Here is an 18,630-nt window from a genome sequence, read left to right as displayed (position 1 = left end):
CTTTAAAAATTGCTTAAAAAATCATGACGATCAAGAGATTATTCGATATTCCACACTACGCTTTAGAAAAATTTCCTAAAACGGATATGTTTGTTACCAAATATCAAGGCGAATGGAAAAAAACTTCTACACAGGAGTTTATTAATGAAGGAAATAAGATATCCAGAGGACTACTGAAGCTAGGTATAAAACCGGGTGATAAGATTGCTTTGATCACTACCAATTCCTGTACGGAATGGGCTATTATGGACTTTGGTATTTCTCAGATCGGAGTCGTTTCAGTACCGGTTTATCCAAGTATTTCTCCGGAAGACTATGAATTTATCTTCAATAATGCCGAAATTCAGTACTGTTTTGTTTCTGATAAGGAATTGTTGAATAAAGTCATGAAAGTAAAACATAATATCCCAAGTTTACAAGGGATTTTTACTTTTGATAACATCAGCGGAGCAGCCAACTGGAGAGAAATTCTTGATTTGGGTAAAGATGAATCTACACAGATTGAAGTAGAGGATCTTTCCAATGCGATCAATACAGAAGATCTGGCAACTATCATTTATACTTCCGGAACTACCGGAAGACCTAAAGGAGTAATGCTTACCCATAATAATATTGTTTCTAATATCCTGGGATCTGTTCCAAGGATTCCAAAGAAAAGAGGGTTTGATTATAAGGATGCGAGAGCTTTAAGCTTTCTCCCTATCTGCCATATCTTTGAAAGAATGCTGTTCTACCTTTATCAGTACAATGGTTTTTCTCTTTATTTTGCTGAAAGCATCGAAAAAATGGGTGAAAACGTAAAAGAAGTGAAGCCTCACTATATGACCGTAGTACCAAGACTGGTAGAAAAAGTATATGATAAAATTTACAATACGGGATCTTCTGCCGGAGGACTGAAATCAAAAATCTTCTTCTGGGCTTTAAATTTAATCAGTAAAAAGAAAACCGTTTCAAAACCATCGGGACTTCAGGAAATCATTGCTGATAAACTTGTATTCTCTAAATGGAGAGAAGGTTTAGGCGGTGAAATCGTAACGCTGGTTTCAGGATCTGCGGCATTGTCTACGAGACTTAACTTAATATTTCAGAATGCTGGAATTCCTGTTTTGGAAGGTTATGGCTTAACAGAAACATCCCCCGTAATTTCCGTGAACAGTTTTGATAAGATGAAATTGGGGACGGTAGGGATTCCATTGGATAATTTAAAGGTAAAAATCCAGGAAGATGGTGAGATTACAGTAAAAGGTCCATCGGTATTCAAAGGGTATTTCCAAAATGATGAAATGACCAAAGAAGCTTTTACAGAAGATGGGTTTTTCAAAACCGGAGATATCGGACATATCGATAGTGAAGGATTTTTACAGATCACTGACCGTAAGAAAGAAATGTTCAAAACATCCGGTGGAAAATATATTGCCCCTCAGACTATCGAAAACTTGGCAAAAGCATCTAAATTCATCGAACAGATCATGGTGGTGGGTGATGGTGAAAAAATGCCATGTGCCCTGGTACAACCTGATTTTGAATTTGCAAAAAGCTGGGCTATGAGAAACAATCTGAACTTAGGTTCCACACCAGAAGAGATTGCAAAAAGCGCTGAACTGAAGCAAAGAATCGAAAAAGAAATTGAAGGAATCAACGAACATCTCGGAAACTGGGAGAAAATCAAAAAGATTGAACTTACTCCTGAGGTTTGGAGCATTGAAAGCGGATTGCTTACCCCAACTTTAAAACTGAAAAGAAAAGCGGTAAAAGAGAAGTTTATTGCTTTGTATAATAAGATGTATGATCATCGTGAATAACTAAAATACAACCGCTTCGTTTTGAAGCGGTTTTTTTATAGCTATTTGCAAGGATGGGAGTTTGTTTTTTTTGATAAGCAAACGGGATAAAGCCCATTACTATTGAGTATATAAAAAAAGCTGTCTCATTTCTGAAACAGCTTTTGTATGATTTAAAATCAGTAATTAGAATTTAATTACCATTTTCATTCTTTCGTTTTCTTCCATTACCAACTCATCATCTACAAGGATTTTCCCTGAATGCTCGTCAATAATGATTTTCTTTCTCTGAGCGATTTCCATCTGCTTCTGAGGAGGAATTGTAAAGAAAGATCCTTTTGGAGCTCCTCTTTCTAATCCTACTACTGCAAGACCGTTGATAGAGCTAGTTCTGATTCTGTTGTAAGAAGCCAGTAATCTCTCATCAATTTTACCTGCAAATTCTTTAGACTGCTCAATTAGGTATTCTTCTTCTTTCTGAGTTTCAGAGATCAAACCATCCAACTCTTCTTTCTTGAATTTCAAGTGGCTTTTCAAGTCGTCGATCTTTGAAGTAAGTTCGCTTAAAGTTTCGTTTTTGTGAGCAATTTTAACTCCGAATTCTTTAATCCTTTTTTCAGCAAGTTGAATTTCCAGATCCTGGAATTCCATTTCTTTTCCTAATGCTTCAAACTCTTTATTGTTTCTTACATTATCCTGTTGAGACTTGTATTTATCAATTAAAGTTTTTGCATGGTTGATTACTTCATGCTTTGTTTTGATCTGATCGTCCTGATCTTTAATGTCTGCATGAAATTTTTCAGCTCTCTTTTCAAGACCTTCAATCTCAATTTCAAGATCTTCAACTTCAATTGGCAATTCTCCTCTAGTATTTCGGATTTCATCCAATCTTGAATCAATGATCTGTAAATCGTATAAAGCTCTTAATTTTTCTTCAACTGAAATATCGTTGGTTTTTGCCATATTTAAATGAAATAATTTACTGGGTTTGTTTTTTCAATAGATTTTGAAATTGCAAATGTACTAAATTTTTGTGACAAAATTTCAAATAATTGTTGAGCAACAAATTGTTCTGACTCATAATGTCCTATATCACAAATCAACATTTTAGACTCTGCTAAAAAATAGTCGTGGTATTTAAGATCACCCGTAAGATAGGCATCACATTTTTTGGCTGCTGCAGATCGTATTCCGCTGGCTCCTGAACCTCCCAAAACCCCTACTCTTTTGATTTTTTTATGATTAAAAGAAGAATGTTTTATCACCTCAAGACCAAACTTTTCCTTTACAAATCCAAGGAAATCTTTTTCATCCATTTCCTCTTCCAGGTCACCATACATTCCCAACCCGGCATGATGGTTTTTGTTATCCAGACTGTATACCTGATGGGCAACTTCCTCATAAGGATGTGCAGACTTCATAGCCCCTACAATCTGACCTTGCTTGTAGCCTTCAAAAATCACAGAAATCATATCTTCATCTGCATTTTCACGAATATTCTGCTTTCCGGAAAAAGGATTGGAACCTTCTGTCGGCCTGAATGTTCCGTTACCATTGACTGTAAAGCTGCATTCGTCATAAAATCCTATATTTCCTGCTCCTGCAGAGAACATCGCTTCTTTTACTTTTTCTGAGTACTCTTTCGGAACAAAAACCGTCAGTTGTTTCAAGTTATTTTCTTTCGGCTGTAGAATTTTCATATTCTTTAGCCCCAATTGACTGCAAATTCCATGATTTACCCCAAAGAAATCATTATCAAACGCGGTATGAATGGCATAGATCGCGACTTTATTTTCAATAGCCTTTAAAACCGCTCTTTCTACATAGTTTTTCCCTGTTAAAGATTTTAATCCGGAAAATATAATAGGATGAAAGCACACAATCAGATTGCAGTTTCTCTCAATTGCCTCATCTACAACATTTTCCAACGCATCATGACAAACCAGAATTCCTGATACATCACGATCGTAAACACCACACAAAAGTCCTACATTATCAAAATCTTCTGCCTGTCTGATACTTATTTCCTCTTCTATCTTTGCAATTACAGTTTTTAGCTTCATTAATTTATATTTTACGGTTACAGCGAAGATATTAATTTTACTAAAACTCTAAAGAAAATTTTAATATTTGTAAAATCCTTTTAACAGTTATATATTTACCTTTCGCTTTATAAATTATTAACTTCCCTGTGAAATAACCTTATGTAAATGGAAAGAGAACATAATCTTATTCCTGAAGACAGTCTTTGGAAAAGATTCCTTTACCGGATCATTTATCGCTCCGATACGAGGCTTGGAAAACTGTTTGATATCATATTATTATCTTTAATTCTTGCCAGTACTGCCATCATCATGATGGAAAGTGTACCTCAGCTTGATAAAAGGTTCCATTATACATTCCTGATCCTTGAGTGGGTGATCTCTATTTTCTTCACCATCGAATACTCTATGCGAATTGCCGTGATAAAAAACAGACGGAATTATATTTTCAGTTTTTTCGGGATTATTGATTTTCTGGCTCTGGTTCCTTTTTTTCTCAGTTTTTTCTTTCCTATTACAAAGTATTTCCTGATTTTCAGAATGCTGAGAATGCTAAGAGTCTTCAGAATATTCAACTTGCTGGATTTCATGAATGACGGCTATCTTATTGTTCGGGCTTTGAAGAACAGTTCCAGAAAAATTTATATTTTCCTTTTATTCCTCATTATTTTCTCAGTTATTGTTGGATCACTCATGTTTATGGTAGAAGGCGGAAGACAGGGGTTCGAAACGATACCACAATCGATCTACTGGGCGGTTGTCACAGTAACCACAGTAGGATATGGTGACGTATCTCCTATCACGCCTTTAGGAAAGTTTTTTGCTGTCATCCTGATGCTGGCCGGTTACTCCATTATTGCAGTTCCCACCGGAATCGTTACCGCAGAAATGAGAAATAAAAGACAAAACCTGGAAGTCATATGTGATCGCTGCGGAAATGATGACATTGATGATGATGCAAGGTATTGTAAGAAATGTGGCAAGAAATTAGCTTAATATTTGGTATAGATTTAATTTATTCACCAAATATTACAAAATCATGGAACCAAAAAAGAAAAACAGACCGAATAGTTTAGTGATCATTCTTTTCGCATTGATAGTCCTCATGATCATCGTCTACTTTATATTAGTAATGTTCTTCCCCACTGTCTTTGACCTTATGAACAAAGGAGAGATACAGCCTGTTCCTTATAAATAATGATCATGGCATACAATAAAAAGATGAACGAAATAATCCGTTCATCTTTTTTTATTCATTAATTTTCAAAACAAATACTACTCTAAATAAAAGACGGATTATAAATAACCCGCCTCTCTCTTTTTATTTAAATGATGAATTATTTCTTAATAGCTTTGATAGTCTGTTTAGAGCCATCTTTCATTTCTAAAGTTACTAAATAAACACCCTGCATTAAGTCTCTTAAATGTATGGTAGATTCAGGATTTGTAATAGTTTTTACTAATCTTCCTGTAACATCTGTTACCGATACATTTTTCACGTTTTTAACATCTGAGATATTCAATACATCTGTAAATGGATTAGGATATACCTGAATGTTATTTTTTGCTTTAGCTACTTCAGAAGTTGCCAGGTTTTCATTGGTAATATGTATATCGTCAAGATACAGATTATACTGGTCTGCATCTGAATATGCATTGAATCCAAAGAAATATACTCCGGTTGTAGGAACTGTAAACGTAATCGTCATTGTATGTGCAGTAGCATCATCAATTGAAGAATAATCTGCTATAGAATTAGTCATCGCTGACTCAACCGGTGACGTTCCGTATGCTACTTTTAGTTTTTCAACAAAAGTTGATGAGTTATTTCCATAGGTATAGCCAATTGTATACTGCACTCCTGCTGTAAGGCTCAATCCTTGAGTAAAGAACCATGCATCGGCAGAGCTGAAAGAATTAAATTTATACTTTAATACATTGGTAGAGAACCCCTGACTATCGGAAGGAGGGTCCATTGTTTCCCAGTTGTTTCCAGTTCCCATATTAGTAGCCACCGTACACCCAGGAAGCTCCGGAGTGGAAACATTCTCAAAATCTAAAGTATAAGGTAAGCCTGTACTTGAGCATAAAGTAGTAAAAGTAAGATAATCACTCCATGCACTTTTGCTCGTACTACTACATACCGATCTCACCCATACATAATAAGGAGTAGAAGCTGCTAAACCAGGGATATTATAAGTGATCGCTGTAACTCCTGTAAAATTAGGAGTACTTGTTGCTGTAGGCGCTGTATTGGTCGTACTATAATAAATATCATATCCGTTTGCCGGAACAGGAGTAGCCGCGGTCCAGGAAACTGTAGCTCCTGCAGCAGTAATATTTGAAGCAACTAATGCTGTAGGTTCACTACAAGCAGGTGCTAGATCTATACTAATATCATCAACGTATAATTCATTCATATTCGCATCAGAGTATGCCTGAAACCCAAAATAATATGTCCCTGTAGTAGCTGCTGTAAAGTTCACAAAGGCACTCGTTGCTGTACTGGTTACCACATTCGGATAATCTGCTAATGTGTTGGTCATCCCTGCACCTGTAGCTGAAGTGCCGTACGCTACTTTTAACTTTTCAGCATACACTGTTCCTTCAGCATTTGCATATTTATATTTGATTCTGTAGGTAGTTCCTGCTGTAAGATTAATTCCGTTGGTGAAAAACCAGGTATTGGCATCATTGGAAGAGTCATATGAATACTTAAGAACGTTACCTGTAAACCCCTGAGCATCTAAATCTCCTGTTTCCCAGATATTTCCAGCGCCGTCATTAACTGCTGTTGTACAAGTCGGCAAATCCGGAACTGTTACACTTTCAAAATTCAATGTATATGGTATCCCCACAGACACACAAGAGGTCATAAATGTTGCATCCTGAGACCATGCACTCTTATCTGAAGTACTACATACAGAGCGTACCCATACATGATAAGCAGTCGCCGGTAAAAGAGTAGACAGACCAGTACTTACTGTAGTACTTGTTCCTGACGGAACTATACTAGCAGAAGGATATGTAGCAGAGGTCGAATAATAATATTCGTATCCGCTGCCAGGAGCAGAAGATGGAGCTGTCCATGCAACCTGAGCTGAATTCGAAGTAACAGCAGACACCGTTATAGCTGTTGGAGCGAAACAGGTTGGAACTGCTCCAATCACCACTGTATAATCATGAGCTTCTCCATATCCATCAATATTACAAGGAATGGGATCGCCTGAGAACCGATCTCCAACTCTCATTCTATAGCTGCCTGGAGTAACTGTAGAAGGGATTGTTATCTGTCCGGCCGTAATATTAGCACCTCCTACAAAAGTACTGCTTGCAGATGCTACAAGTTCCGGAGCGACATCGTCAAAAGTTCCATCATTATTAAAATCTATCCAGATGCGTACATTTTGATCTTCGTATGCATGCTTAACACTAAAGCCATAGCTTAAACCTGCATTCAGGTTAATCGTCATAGAGGTAAAATCTCCATATGCATTATTAGAACAACCTGTATTCGAGTGATCAAATCCGGCACCCGGAATTGTAAAAGAGTCTATCTGGTCTCCACCATTACATCCACTAGCAAATGCAGGCGTGCAATAGGTCTGCGCGGTGGCAAAAAGGCCGGTCATTAAGAAACCAACGAGTAAAATGTTTTTCATATAATATATTATTAGTAATTCAAATCTAGCTAAAAATCATTAACAAAAAAAATACTTTTATAAGTATATAATAACGTATATGTCTTTTTTTTAAATAAAACATAATCTTTACCACAAAAAAAGAGACTACTCAAGCTGAGTAGTCTCTTTTCATATTTTTAAAAAATTATTTACTTTTTAATTGCTTTAACGGTTTGTTTAGTTCCGTCTTTCATATTCAGTACTACCAAATACATTCCTTCTTTCAGATCTCTCAACTGAAGTTCTGAAGCCGGAGTTTCAATAGTCTTCACAAGTCTTCCTGCAACATCAAGAATGGAAACAGATTTCACTTTAGATGCATCAGAAATTGTCAATGTGTCAATAAAAGGATTAGGATATACCTTAATTTTATTGTCTTTCACACCAACTTCAGAAGTCGATAAATTAGGATTTTGTTTTATTTCAACATTATCCAAAAGAATGTCATCATAGAAGTATCCGTTACCGCTTACATTTTTATCTACAGTAAATCTCACCTGAATCGTTGCTCCTATATAAGAAGCAGCTAAAGGAATACTAACTGTTCTCCATTGATTTAAGTTTGTAACATCACTAAATATAGCTACCCAGCCATTTCCATCGTTTACTTCTACAGTAAGTTTATTATTATCATAAGTAGAAGGTGAAACGGTAGTTGAAGTTGATGTAGAATGGTTTTTAAACCAATCAAAAGAAACAAGTGGTGAAGTCAATCCTGTTAAATTCACAGAAGGAGTAATCAATTGTACGGTACCAGTACCGGCTCCTGCATATGGTGAACTTGCATCTACCCATGCATAGGTACCTGCTGCTCTTCCATTATTGGCAGTATTAGCACCGTAGTCTGCAGATCCTGCAAATTTCCAGAAAAGTGTTGCATCGGTAGTAGTTGCTGTAGGGTTCACATTATTCCAACAGCTTGGTGCCGTTCCACTATCAAAATTCTGAGCAAAAGGCGCCATCACTGTACCACAAAGTGTATTGAAAACAGCCGGCCCAACCCAAGGGCTCTTATCGCTCGAACTACATACGGATCTTACCCAAACATAATAAGTGGTGCTTGAAGCTAGTCCGGATAAAGGAGCTGAAGTGGTACTGCTTGTTCCACTAGCCGTTGTAGCAGCAGTAGGAACTGTACTACTTGTACTGTAATAATACTCGTATCCGTTAGCTGGTGTTGTCGCTGGTGCTGTCCAGGATAGATTCGCTGTAGAAACTGTAGGATTAGCTACTACAGGAGAAGCTGGTTCCTGACATGTTGGCATAGCTTCTACCACAAAGTCGTCAATATGGAAGTCAATATCTGGAGTATTGGAGCTTGTTGTTGCAACAAAAGCAATTTTAATATTCCCAGAATATCCAGTAAGGTTTATTATTTCTGTTTGCCCTGTATTAGAATAAGTTGCTGCTCCCGTATAAGTTTTTATAACGTTCGCATTACTCCATGTAGTACCACCATCTGTAGAGACAATAACTCTAACCTGATGAGTCCCTAAGGTCGTTTGTGAAGTGGTTGCCAAATAACTGGTAACGGCCATCTTATACTTCATTCTAAACATACCAGGAGTAGCCCCAAGGTTAATCGGTTGAGAAATCAACCAATCCCCGGTATTGGTTCCATATAAGTTGATTCTTACGGCTGCATTAGCTCCTGCATTGGCAAAACCTGCCTCAGTAGCCCATTTGCTTGATCCATATGTAAGAGTAGATGAAGCTGTAACATCTCCTTTAGCAACTGACCAACACAATGGAGTAAATGTGGTAAAGTTTTGCGAGCTTGTTGGAGCGTTTTCTGGTGCACAAATCGTTGTAAAATTACGTTCAGTACACGAAGCAGAATTACTTGTTGGTGTATAAGCGTTAACTGTATAGTAATATTTTGTTGCATAGTTTAATGGACTAGGAAGTGTATAAGTTGTTACATTTCCCAAATCAGCATTATTCATGACATCAGTTCCTCCTGTTGTAGTACCGATCGACAATTTATATCCTGTTGCGTCTGTTACAGCCCCCCATGTTATTGTTGGGGTTAAAGAAACTCCTGTTGCAGGTGATGCAGGTGCACTTACAGTAGGACAGCCAATATTTTTAGTGGTGAATGAGACCGACGTACATCCACTGGCTGTTCCGTTACTATTGGCTGGCAGTATAGTCGCATAATAGGTAGTATTATATAACAATTGATTTGCTGCCGGAAGCGTATAAGTAAGCACATTTCCTACGTCTACTCCATTTATCACATTTGTTCCCCCTGGTGTAGTCCCCAGATTCAGTTTGTAAGAAGTCGCTCCTGCTGTAGCATTCCATTTGATATTTGGTGTTACGGCTACGCCTGTTGCTGCATTAGCTGGTGCAGTAATTACGGTACAATCCGGAATTGTAATGGCTGAAATTTTAACATTATCTACATAGATATCGTCACTTCCGTTATCGCCCTTAGCTAAGAATCTTACAATTGCATTAGGACTGGATGACCCTAAATCTATAAAGTTAGATGTCCATGATGCTGAAACTCCTAAAGCAGAACCTACATCTGTAAATGTATTCCCGCCATCAGTAGATATCTGGATTTTTAAAACATCGGTTCCAGAAGGGTTGATATAATCAAAACTTAAGTATCTGGTACCTGAACCCGAAGAGAGATTGACATATAAATCCATGTATCCTGAAGCATACTGGCAGTTGTAGGAGTGAAAACGAGCTGCTGGCGTTACTGCAGGAGTAGAAATCGTAGAAGATCCACTCGTTCCAGTCCATCCTGAAGCAGAAGTAAACCCTGTTGTTGCAATATCACTTTGTCTCCATGCATTATCTCCTCTGGCTGGCCATGCTCTCCAATAATTGGCATTAGGAAGATCTAAAGTTGAATTTCCATCTGCCCAGGTACTGAAGTTCTCTGTGAAAGGCAATGTAGCATAGGTGGCAGGTGGAATTTGCCATGTTCCCGGTGTGTAAGTAAATGTCAGTCCTGAAGCAGGAACTGTTGTTCCGTTCGTACTTCCTAAGGTTGCCGTAGAGCTATTTGAGCTTCCTACAGCAAGAGAAGTCCAGTTTGTTCCTGTCAAATTGTTAACATCAGAACTTTCCGATCCTCTTATCCCTACCTGTCCCGCAAGGGTTGCAGTTCCCGAAACACAGTTTCCATAAACAATAGCAATTGTTTTGGTTGTAAGGTCTAATTGAATCTGGAAATTAAGAAGCTGCGCCGCAGAAGCAGAATTACCCTGCACATCTGTAAATTGCACAATAAACTTAGAACCAACAGTTTCATAGGCAATTTCAGAGGTTGTAGTATTAGCATGACGAAGATTTACGGCAAATCCTGCAAAAGCTCCATCATAGGTAGTGGGTGAAATATCGGAAGATAATCCTGTATAAGTGGTGCTGGAAGCAGGAATCCCAAACGTAATAAAACCATTGTTACTGATATAAACAGAATTATACTTCTGATTGTTATAAGTAAAAAGACCAGGTAGAGGAATAGCTCCTGATACCAAATCTGTTCCTATTGTTGCACCGGACTGCCATATTGTTCGGCTTCCCGATAACGGTGTATAAGCACCAGTAGACTGTGCAAAGCCATATCCGTTATTTGTATTGGGGGTGGTCAGTTGAGGTGGACCAACCTGTGCGGACACGCAGTAATAGAACGCTGTCAAACACGATAGTAATAATTTCTTCATAAATAGTAATAATAAAAAGTTAGGTTTGTAAATGTATAAATATTAATTTAAATATTAGAAATTATCATAAAATATTGAACAAAAACACCCAAAAACAAGTATAAAACAAAATAAAATCAAACGTTTATTTAGTTTTAATATTTATTTCGCAATATGATGAAAAAACATTAAATAACTAATAATCAAATATTTAAAATACTATACAATAAAAATAGACTTCAGAAAATTTTTCTATTTAACATAAAAAAGGATATGAAATTTTTCATCAATATTTACAATATATAAACAAAAAAAGAGTGACCAAAAGTCACTCTTTAAGTTATTATATCATTTTTTCTAGTTTAAATAAAACTCATATTTATTAAGAAGCTGGATTTCTTTAATCAAATCTCCAGTTAAGTCTACCGAATGTTTCATAGACTGTACTTCAATATGAGAATCATCTTCAATATTTTTAATAAAGAATTTCAGTTTTTGATTTCCTTTATTCCTATCAAGAACTGTTCTGAAAAAATCCAGATCTTCCGGTCTTACATCCATCACATCCATCACCAAAGATATACTCTTAGCAAATCGCTCAAATGCTTCCTGAAGCTCTATCACATCGTTTACATTAACGAAGACCCTGCCGTCTTTCACCTGAGCAAATTTTATTTTGAAGATAACAAACCTCTGAACCTCCAGCTTTTCCTTCAACCTCATATAATCACGATCCCCCAATCTGAATGAGTACGACCCAGAATAATCTTCAAGCGTCACAAAGGCTACTTTCTCACCACTTCTAAAACCGTCTTTTACCACATACTCCGTAATCAAACCTGCAACGGTATATTCTTTTCCGCCACCTCCATTTTCTCTTTCTTTCTGCAAGGTTTTCCAGTCTTTTTTCTTTTCTTCAAAAAGCTCTTCCTGTTTATTTGCAAAGGCCTGTTCTTTATATGCATCAACTTCATCAAGATTCAAAAAATGAAAAACTCCTTTCGGTTCAGCTTTTTTTGTAACCTCTTCTATAATCTCTTCCTCTTCACCGGCAACAATGTCATCAGAAACAATTTCTACAAGATCTGCAACCTCATCAATAGAATCTTTTTCGAGAATCGGGGCTTCGTCTGCCACCGTTTTTCCCTCTTCATCTTTTTCTAAAACTGACTTTTGAGAAAGCCGTCCCTGCATAAACTGATATTGGTATTTAAATTCATCCAAAGGATGTGCAGAAAGGTAAAACCCAATGGTTTCTTTTTCTTTATTAAGCTTATGCATGTTTGGCCATTCCGGGCAAGGTGCCAATTTGGGCTGCTCAATCTGAACTTCTTCAGCAAAGTCTGCAAAAAGAGAGTGTTCCATCTCATTTTTACTCTCCTGAAAGCTTTGTCCGTACCTGATCAGTCTTTCTATATTTGTTCTTCCAGCCATATCAATATCAAAATACTGACCTCTGTGGAAAGAACTCAATTCATCAAAACCTCCAGCCAAAACCAAACTTTCCGCTACTCTTTTATTCATTTGCGAAGGCAGGATCCTTTCAAAAAAATCATAAATATTTTTAAATCTTCCGTTCGCTCTTTCTCGTGTAATTCCTTCACTCGGACCTTCTCCAATCCCTTTAATGGCCCCCAGACCAAAACGAATCTGTCCTTTCTCATTTACAGAGAATTTATATTGAGATTCATTCACATCAGGACCCAAAACATCAACTCCCATACTTTTACAATCTTCCATAAACATGGTGATAGCCTCTGTATTGTTGATGTTATTACTCATTACACTCGCCATATATTCCGCAGGATAATTGGCTTTTAAATAAGCTGTTTGATACGCAATAAATGCATAGCAGGTTGAGTGGGATTTATTGAAGGCATATTCTGCAAAAGCTTTCCAGTCGTTCCAGATTTTTTCTAATCTTTCCTCGTTCAGGTTGTTTTTTCTACCTCCTTCAATGAATTTAGGATACATTTTATTCAGAACATCGATCTGCTTTTTACCCATCGCCTTTCTCAAAGTATCGGCTTCACCTTTGGTAAAGTTGGCCAATTTCTGAGACAAAAGCATCACCTGTTCCTGGTAAACAGTAATCCCGTATGTTTCTTTTAAGTATTCTTCAGTCTCCGGTAAGTCATAAACAATATCTTCAATTCCGTGTTTTCTGTTGATAAAGTTTGGAATATATTTAATCGGACCTGGACGGTACAAGGCATTCATGGCAATAAGATCGGCAAAAACTGTTGGTTTAAGCTCTCTCATGTATTTTTGCATCCCCGGACTTTCATACTGGAAAATCCCAACTGTTCTTCCTTCTTTAAATAACTGATAGGTTTTCGTATCATCAAGCGGAATAAGGTCCGGATCAATATCTAAACCATATCTTGCCTTTACAAGCCTTATTGCATCTTTAATGATGGTCAAAGTTCTCAGCCCCAGAAAGTCCATTTTCAAAAGACCTGCACTTTCCGCCACCGAGTTGTCAAACTGCGACACCAAAATATCGGCATCTTTTGCTGCAATCGTTACAGGAACCAGGTTACTTACATCTTCAGGAGTAATAATCACCCCACAGGCATGAATACCTGTATTTCTGATACAACCTTCCATCTTTTTTGCACTCGCAAGCACATCATGACGGGCATCACCCGGAGTGTTAAGAACATATCTCATTTCATCAACAAGCATTTGTTCTTCCGGTTTTAGTTTATCATATTTAGATAAAGCTTTTGCAATATTCATCCCTGGACTTGGCGGAATTAGTTTCGCAATATTATTGGTATCAGGAATCGGAACGTCCAACACTCTTCCCGCATCTTTAATCGCAGATTTCCCTCCGAGAACCGAGTAGGTAATAATCTGTGCTACCTGGTTTTTACCGTATTTTTCAACTACCCATTTGATAATTTTATCACGCCCTTCATCATCAAAATCGATATCAATATCGGGCATGGAAACCCTTTCCGGATTCAAAAAACGCTCAAATAGCAAATCATATTTAATAGGATCTACATTCGTAATTCCCGTGCAATAAGCTACGGCTGAACCTGCAGCAGAACCACGGCCGGGACCAACCCAAACTCCCATTTTTCTTGCTTCATTACAAAAATCCTGTACAATCAGGAAATAACCGGGATATCCTGTGTTGGCAACTACTTCCAGTTCAAAATCTAAACGTTCTTTAATTTCGTCTGTGATTCCCGTTTCTACATATCTTTTTTTCGCTCCTTCATAAGTTAAATGGGTCAAATAGGCCATTTCCCCACGTTTTCCTCCGTCAATATCGTCTTCAGCATGAATAAACTCCTCAGGAATATCGAATTTAGGAAGTAAAACGTCTCTTTTTAAGGTATACGGTTTAAACTTTGCAGTGAATTCTTCATAGGTATCAAAAGCATCAGGATATGCTAAAAACGCTTCTTTTATTTCATCAGAATTTTTGATATAATATTCCCCTGTAGCTAATCCTCTTCTCTTTCCAAAGCCTTTTCCGACAGGAGTTGTCAGTTTTTCTCCGTCTTTGATGCAGCTTACAATATCCTGAATATTAGAATCGTCTTTATTAGAATAAAAAGTTTCGTTCTGTGCTAAAATTTTAACATTATATTTATCTGCAAAATGCAGTAAAACATCATTTAAATGCTCTTCTTCAGGCAGTTTATGATTTTGAATCTGAACATAAAAATCATCTTCAAAGGTATCTTTCCACCATTTGAAAAGCTCCTCCCCTTTCTGTTCACCGGTATTTAAAATAGCATCGGGAATATCTCCCAGAATTCCTGAAGTCAGCGCGATCAAACCTTCTTTATATTCAGCTATCAATTCACGACTGATCCTTGGAACTCCAAAATAGAAACCTTTAAGGAAACCTATACTTGAAAGTTTTGCTAAATTTTTATACCCTTCAAAATCTTTTGCCAACAAAACAACCTGCGTTCTTCTATCGGGGTCATCTTTTGTAAATTGCTTCTGTTCGTAACGTTCTGAAATATAAAATTCACAGCCTACAACGGGAATTAACGGTTCTGAAACAGGCTCTGCTTCATTAAATTCTTCTCCCTTTTCTTCTGCTTCCTGTTTTTTTGCTAAATATTCTTTATGCTTTTTTACTCTGTCCCCATTAGTTCCTTCCACCGCTGAAACGAACTTGAAAGCTCCCATCATGTTCCCAAGATCCACCATTCCGACAGCAGGGAAATTTTCATCAGTAGCTTTTTTGATCAGATCATTGATGCTTGAAGTAGCCGTAAGCGTAGAAAAAACACTGTGATTATCAAAATTGAAGTACTTCCCTAAATCAATTTCATCAATACTTCCAAAATCCTGCTGCTTTTTCTTGTTATGAAAATCTGCAACCTGCCTTCTGATAACAATATTAAAAGGCTTGATCGGATCTGGATAAAGGCTTTTGAAATAAGCCAGCTGATCTTCTGAGATCTTTAGTGTTTCAGCAGGAACCACCCCTATTCTTATCATTTCAAAGAAGGCACTGGCCGTAGCATTTACGTCGGCAGCAGCGTTGTGAGCTTCATCGAACTTATGACCGTACAATTTTTCGTACAATTCTTCAAGTTTCGGAGATTTGTAACGGCCTCCCCGCCCTCCGCCAAGCTGACAGAATTCGGTTCCCAAAATCATCGTATCTGCTTTTGGTTTTTCCTGTAGATTATCCTTCAGGTTTTTCCTGTAAAATTCTGCCCCTACAATATTGTAGTCGAACTCTACATTATGTCCGGAAACAACTCTTGTTCTTTCAAGGACTTTAGAAAACTCTTCAAGAATCTCCTGAAGGTCTCGTCCTTCTTCATTTGCAATTTTTGTTGTAATCCCGTGAATTCTTGCCGCGTTAAAGGGAATATCATACCCTTCAGGCTTTATTATATAATCCTGATTTTCAATCAACTTCCCGTCATCGTCGTGCAACTGCCATGCGATCTGAACCATTCTTGGCCAGTTATCCGAATCCGAAAGCGGAGCGTTGAAATTTTTTGGTAAACCGGTTGTTTCTGTGTCAAAAATTAAATACATATAATTTTCTAACTTTTTTATAAAAAAGAGAATGTAAAGTTACTTCATTTTTTCTAAATATTGCTTTATAGCAGCCATATAAACAATCAATAATATTTATAAAAAACAGCAAAATAAGAAATTTTCAAAAAATCATTTTAACAAATTAAAACATAAATTAAAATAACCTTAAAAAATTAGACTTATTCATTAAAACTAACTAATTATTAAAATTTTAGCATAATTTTGATTCACTATAGTTTTAATAATTTACTACCTAAAAATGAAGAAACAATTACTTTTACTCAGTACTTTAGCTATTACGCTAATAAATGCACAAAACAATGAAGAATTAAATAGGTTATTTGAACGTCAGAGAATAGACAACAACGAAAAGTTTGACGCCTATGTATCTAAACGATATGGTTCTAATAGAGCCCCTGAAGTTTTAAAAGAGATCGAACTGCAAAGAACTAATCTTGCAGGCTTTTTACCAGACAATAAGCCTTATTTTTTTCAGGCTCACGATATGGATCAGATTAAAAATTCCAATTCTGATTTTCTGCAGGGAGGAAATATTACTGGCTTAACAGGATCTTTTAACGGAGAGGGAATTAAGTTTACTATTTTTGATGGTAGTACTGCTTCCGGCGTAGCAAGAGTATTTGCAAGCCACGTCTTCTTTAACAATCTTCCTAACAGAATTATCAATAAAGAAAGCAGCAGTGTCAATTACGGTGACCACGCAACAGCCGTTGCCAGTTTTATAGGCGCGAAAGATTATCCATACACCGTAACATTTACGAATGGGACAACAAGACAGGTTAATTTCAAAGGGATTGCACCCAACTCAACAATAGATGCTTATGCTTTTGGGTCTTCTGTTTTGGATGGTGAAACTGCACAAAGTACCGTTTTTCAAAAAATCATAAAGGCACAGCCCAATGTTTCCAACCATTCTTATGGAAGTAATCAGGGATGGGCAGACCCTCAATTGATCAACAATGAACCATCATGGGTATGGAATGGTACTTTTGCGAGCCCAAATACCTCTTTTGATGCTCAGGGAACGTATCACACAAACGACCGTGATTATGACCAGATTGTATACAACAATCCGTCCTATATCATAGTAAAATCAGCAGGAAATTCTTTTGGCGAAGGACCTAGTGCTGACACAAGTACTTATAAAAAATATTACAAAGATAACACAGGGAATTTGGTAGAGTTCGCTGCAACCGATACTCTGCCTCCTAATAATTGCGCACAGGGATATGACTGTATAGGGATTGGTTCTCTTGGGAAAAATATTATTGTAGTAGGAGCTGCAGATAGAATAACAACTAACGATGGAAGATATACAGCTTCTTCTGATGTTATCCATTCCGTTTACAGCAGTGCAGGACCAAGAGATGACGGAGGTATCAAACCGGATATTACAGCGGTGGGGACAAGTGTTGCCAGTGCATGGACTGATAATACCAGTACAGGAGGAAGTAAAATCGACATAGGAGATGGAACCTCTTATTCTGCCCCAGTAGTAACGGGTATTATTGGACTTTGGACACAGGTGAATAAGCAACTATTTGGAGGCAGCTTATTAAATGCTGCATCAGCAAAAACCTTAATGGTACATTCAGCGAAAGAAGCAGGTAACATAGGTCCTGATCCACAATTTGGATGGGGCTTTATTGACGCCAAAAAAGGAGCTGAACTTCTTGTAGGAAAATCCAACAACAGTATTATTTTTAATGATGAAGTATTAAATAGCGGAGTTGCGAATGTAAAAACAGTTAAGGCATCTGGATCTGAACCGTTAAAGGTGACAATATCCTGGATTGATCCTGAATTCACAAACTTCACTAATCAATGGAGCAATATTTATAATAACAGAAGTTCTAAGCTGATTAATGATCTGGATCTAAAGATTACTGATACTACAACAAACACCGCTTATTATCCATGGAAGCTGGATGCCAACAATCCTATGACTCCAGCTACAAAAGGAGACAATACAGTAGACAACGTAGAACAGGTAATAATAGATGCTCCTGTTGCAGGAAGAACTTATAAAATAGAGATCACCAATAAAGGGATACTTAAAAATAATACAGGCGGAAATGCCCCTCAAAATTATTCTGTCATCGTAACAGGATTTACTGAATTATTGGGAACCAAAGATGTTACCAACCCTCTCAATAATCTTGCGATTGCGCCAACGATTACGAAAGATGTTACAAACATTTTAAAAGCACCTAAAAAGTCTACTTTCAATGTTTATGATCTTACAGGTAAAAAACTGCAAAGCGGTACCATCAATAATGAGAAAGAACCAGTAGATTTATCTGCTTACACAAAAGGAATTTACATCATTGAAGTAAAAACAGACAAAGATGTTATTTCCAAAAAAGTGATCAAGGAATAACCTATATAAACAAAGATTTTACACAAAATA

The 18,630-nt window shown here is 37.0% G+C and carries 9 protein-coding genes; 4 read left to right on the top strand and 5 right to left on the bottom strand.

What is annotated here, in order from left to right; all coding sequences use genetic code 11:
* The first annotated feature begins 23 nt into the window (after nt 1–23).
* The gene (locus tag C1634_RS17930; RefSeq protein ID WP_103234209.1) at nt 24–1,802 is read left to right on the top strand and encodes an AMP-dependent synthetase/ligase; all 1,779 of its coding nucleotides are present in this window, start codon (nt 24–26) and stop codon (nt 1,800–1,802) included.
* Nucleotides 1,803–1,967: 165 nt separating this feature from the next.
* On the opposite strand, the gene C1634_RS17925 is transcribed toward C1634_RS17930, so the two are convergent.
* Together C1634_RS17925 and C1634_RS17920 are read right to left on the bottom strand one after the other, a co-directional pair.
* On the bottom strand, nt 1,968–2,744 hold the full coding sequence (locus C1634_RS17925; protein WP_109738866.1) for a zinc ribbon domain-containing protein: 777 nt from the start codon (nt 2,742–2,744) through the stop codon (nt 1,968–1,970).
* Nucleotides 2,745–2,746: 2 nt separating this feature from the next.
* Nucleotides 2,747–3,844: a Nif3-like dinuclear metal center hexameric protein gene (locus C1634_RS17920; protein WP_109738865.1), complete on the bottom strand. Its 1,098-nt coding sequence runs from the start codon at nt 3,842–3,844 to the stop codon at nt 2,747–2,749.
* A gap of 147 nt (nt 3,845–3,991) precedes the next feature.
* On the opposite strand from C1634_RS17920, the gene C1634_RS17915 reads away from it, so the two are divergent.
* Together C1634_RS17915 and C1634_RS26120 are read left to right on the top strand one after the other, a co-directional pair.
* Nucleotides 3,992–4,819, top strand: a complete 828-nt coding sequence (locus tag C1634_RS17915; protein ID WP_109738864.1) for an ion transporter — start codon at nt 3,992–3,994, stop codon at nt 4,817–4,819.
* Between the two features lie 43 nt (nt 4,820–4,862).
* Nucleotides 4,863–5,021: a hypothetical protein gene (locus tag C1634_RS26120; protein WP_153816342.1), complete on the top strand. Its 159-nt coding sequence runs from the start codon at nt 4,863–4,865 to the stop codon at nt 5,019–5,021.
* A gap of 139 nt (nt 5,022–5,160) precedes the next feature.
* On the opposite strand, the gene C1634_RS17910 is transcribed toward C1634_RS26120, so the two are convergent.
* The 3 genes from C1634_RS17910 to dnaE all read right to left on the bottom strand — a co-directional run bounded on the left by C1634_RS17910 (nt 5,161) and on the right by dnaE (nt 16,196).
* Nucleotides 5,161–7,485, bottom strand: coding sequence for a fibronectin type III domain-containing protein (locus C1634_RS17910; RefSeq protein WP_103234256.1), 2,325 nt, complete (start codon nt 7,483–7,485; stop codon nt 5,161–5,163).
* A 170-nt stretch (nt 7,486–7,655) separates the two neighbouring features.
* Nucleotides 7,656–11,189 (bottom strand): T9SS type A sorting domain-containing protein, encoded by a 3,534-nt coding sequence (locus C1634_RS17905; RefSeq protein ID WP_103234257.1) that lies wholly within the window; start codon nt 11,187–11,189, stop codon nt 7,656–7,658.
* A 336-nt stretch (nt 11,190–11,525) separates the two neighbouring features.
* Nucleotides 11,526–16,196, bottom strand: a complete 4,671-nt coding sequence (gene dnaE, locus C1634_RS17900) for a DNA polymerase III subunit alpha (RefSeq protein WP_109738863.1) — start codon at nt 16,194–16,196, stop codon at nt 11,526–11,528.
* 262 nt (nt 16,197–16,458) lie between these two features.
* Between dnaE and C1634_RS17895 the strand changes: the two genes are divergently transcribed.
* Entirely contained in the window at nt 16,459–18,600 is a 2,142-nt protein-coding gene (locus C1634_RS17895; protein WP_103234504.1) for a S8 family peptidase, read from the top strand.
* Nucleotides 18,601–18,630: the final 30 nt, after the last annotated feature.

Source organism: Chryseobacterium viscerum (assembly GCF_002899945.2).
Classification (GTDB): Bacteria; Bacteroidota; Bacteroidia; order Flavobacteriales; family Weeksellaceae; genus Chryseobacterium; species Chryseobacterium viscerum.
This window is presented reverse-complemented; position numbering and strand designations above follow the sequence as displayed.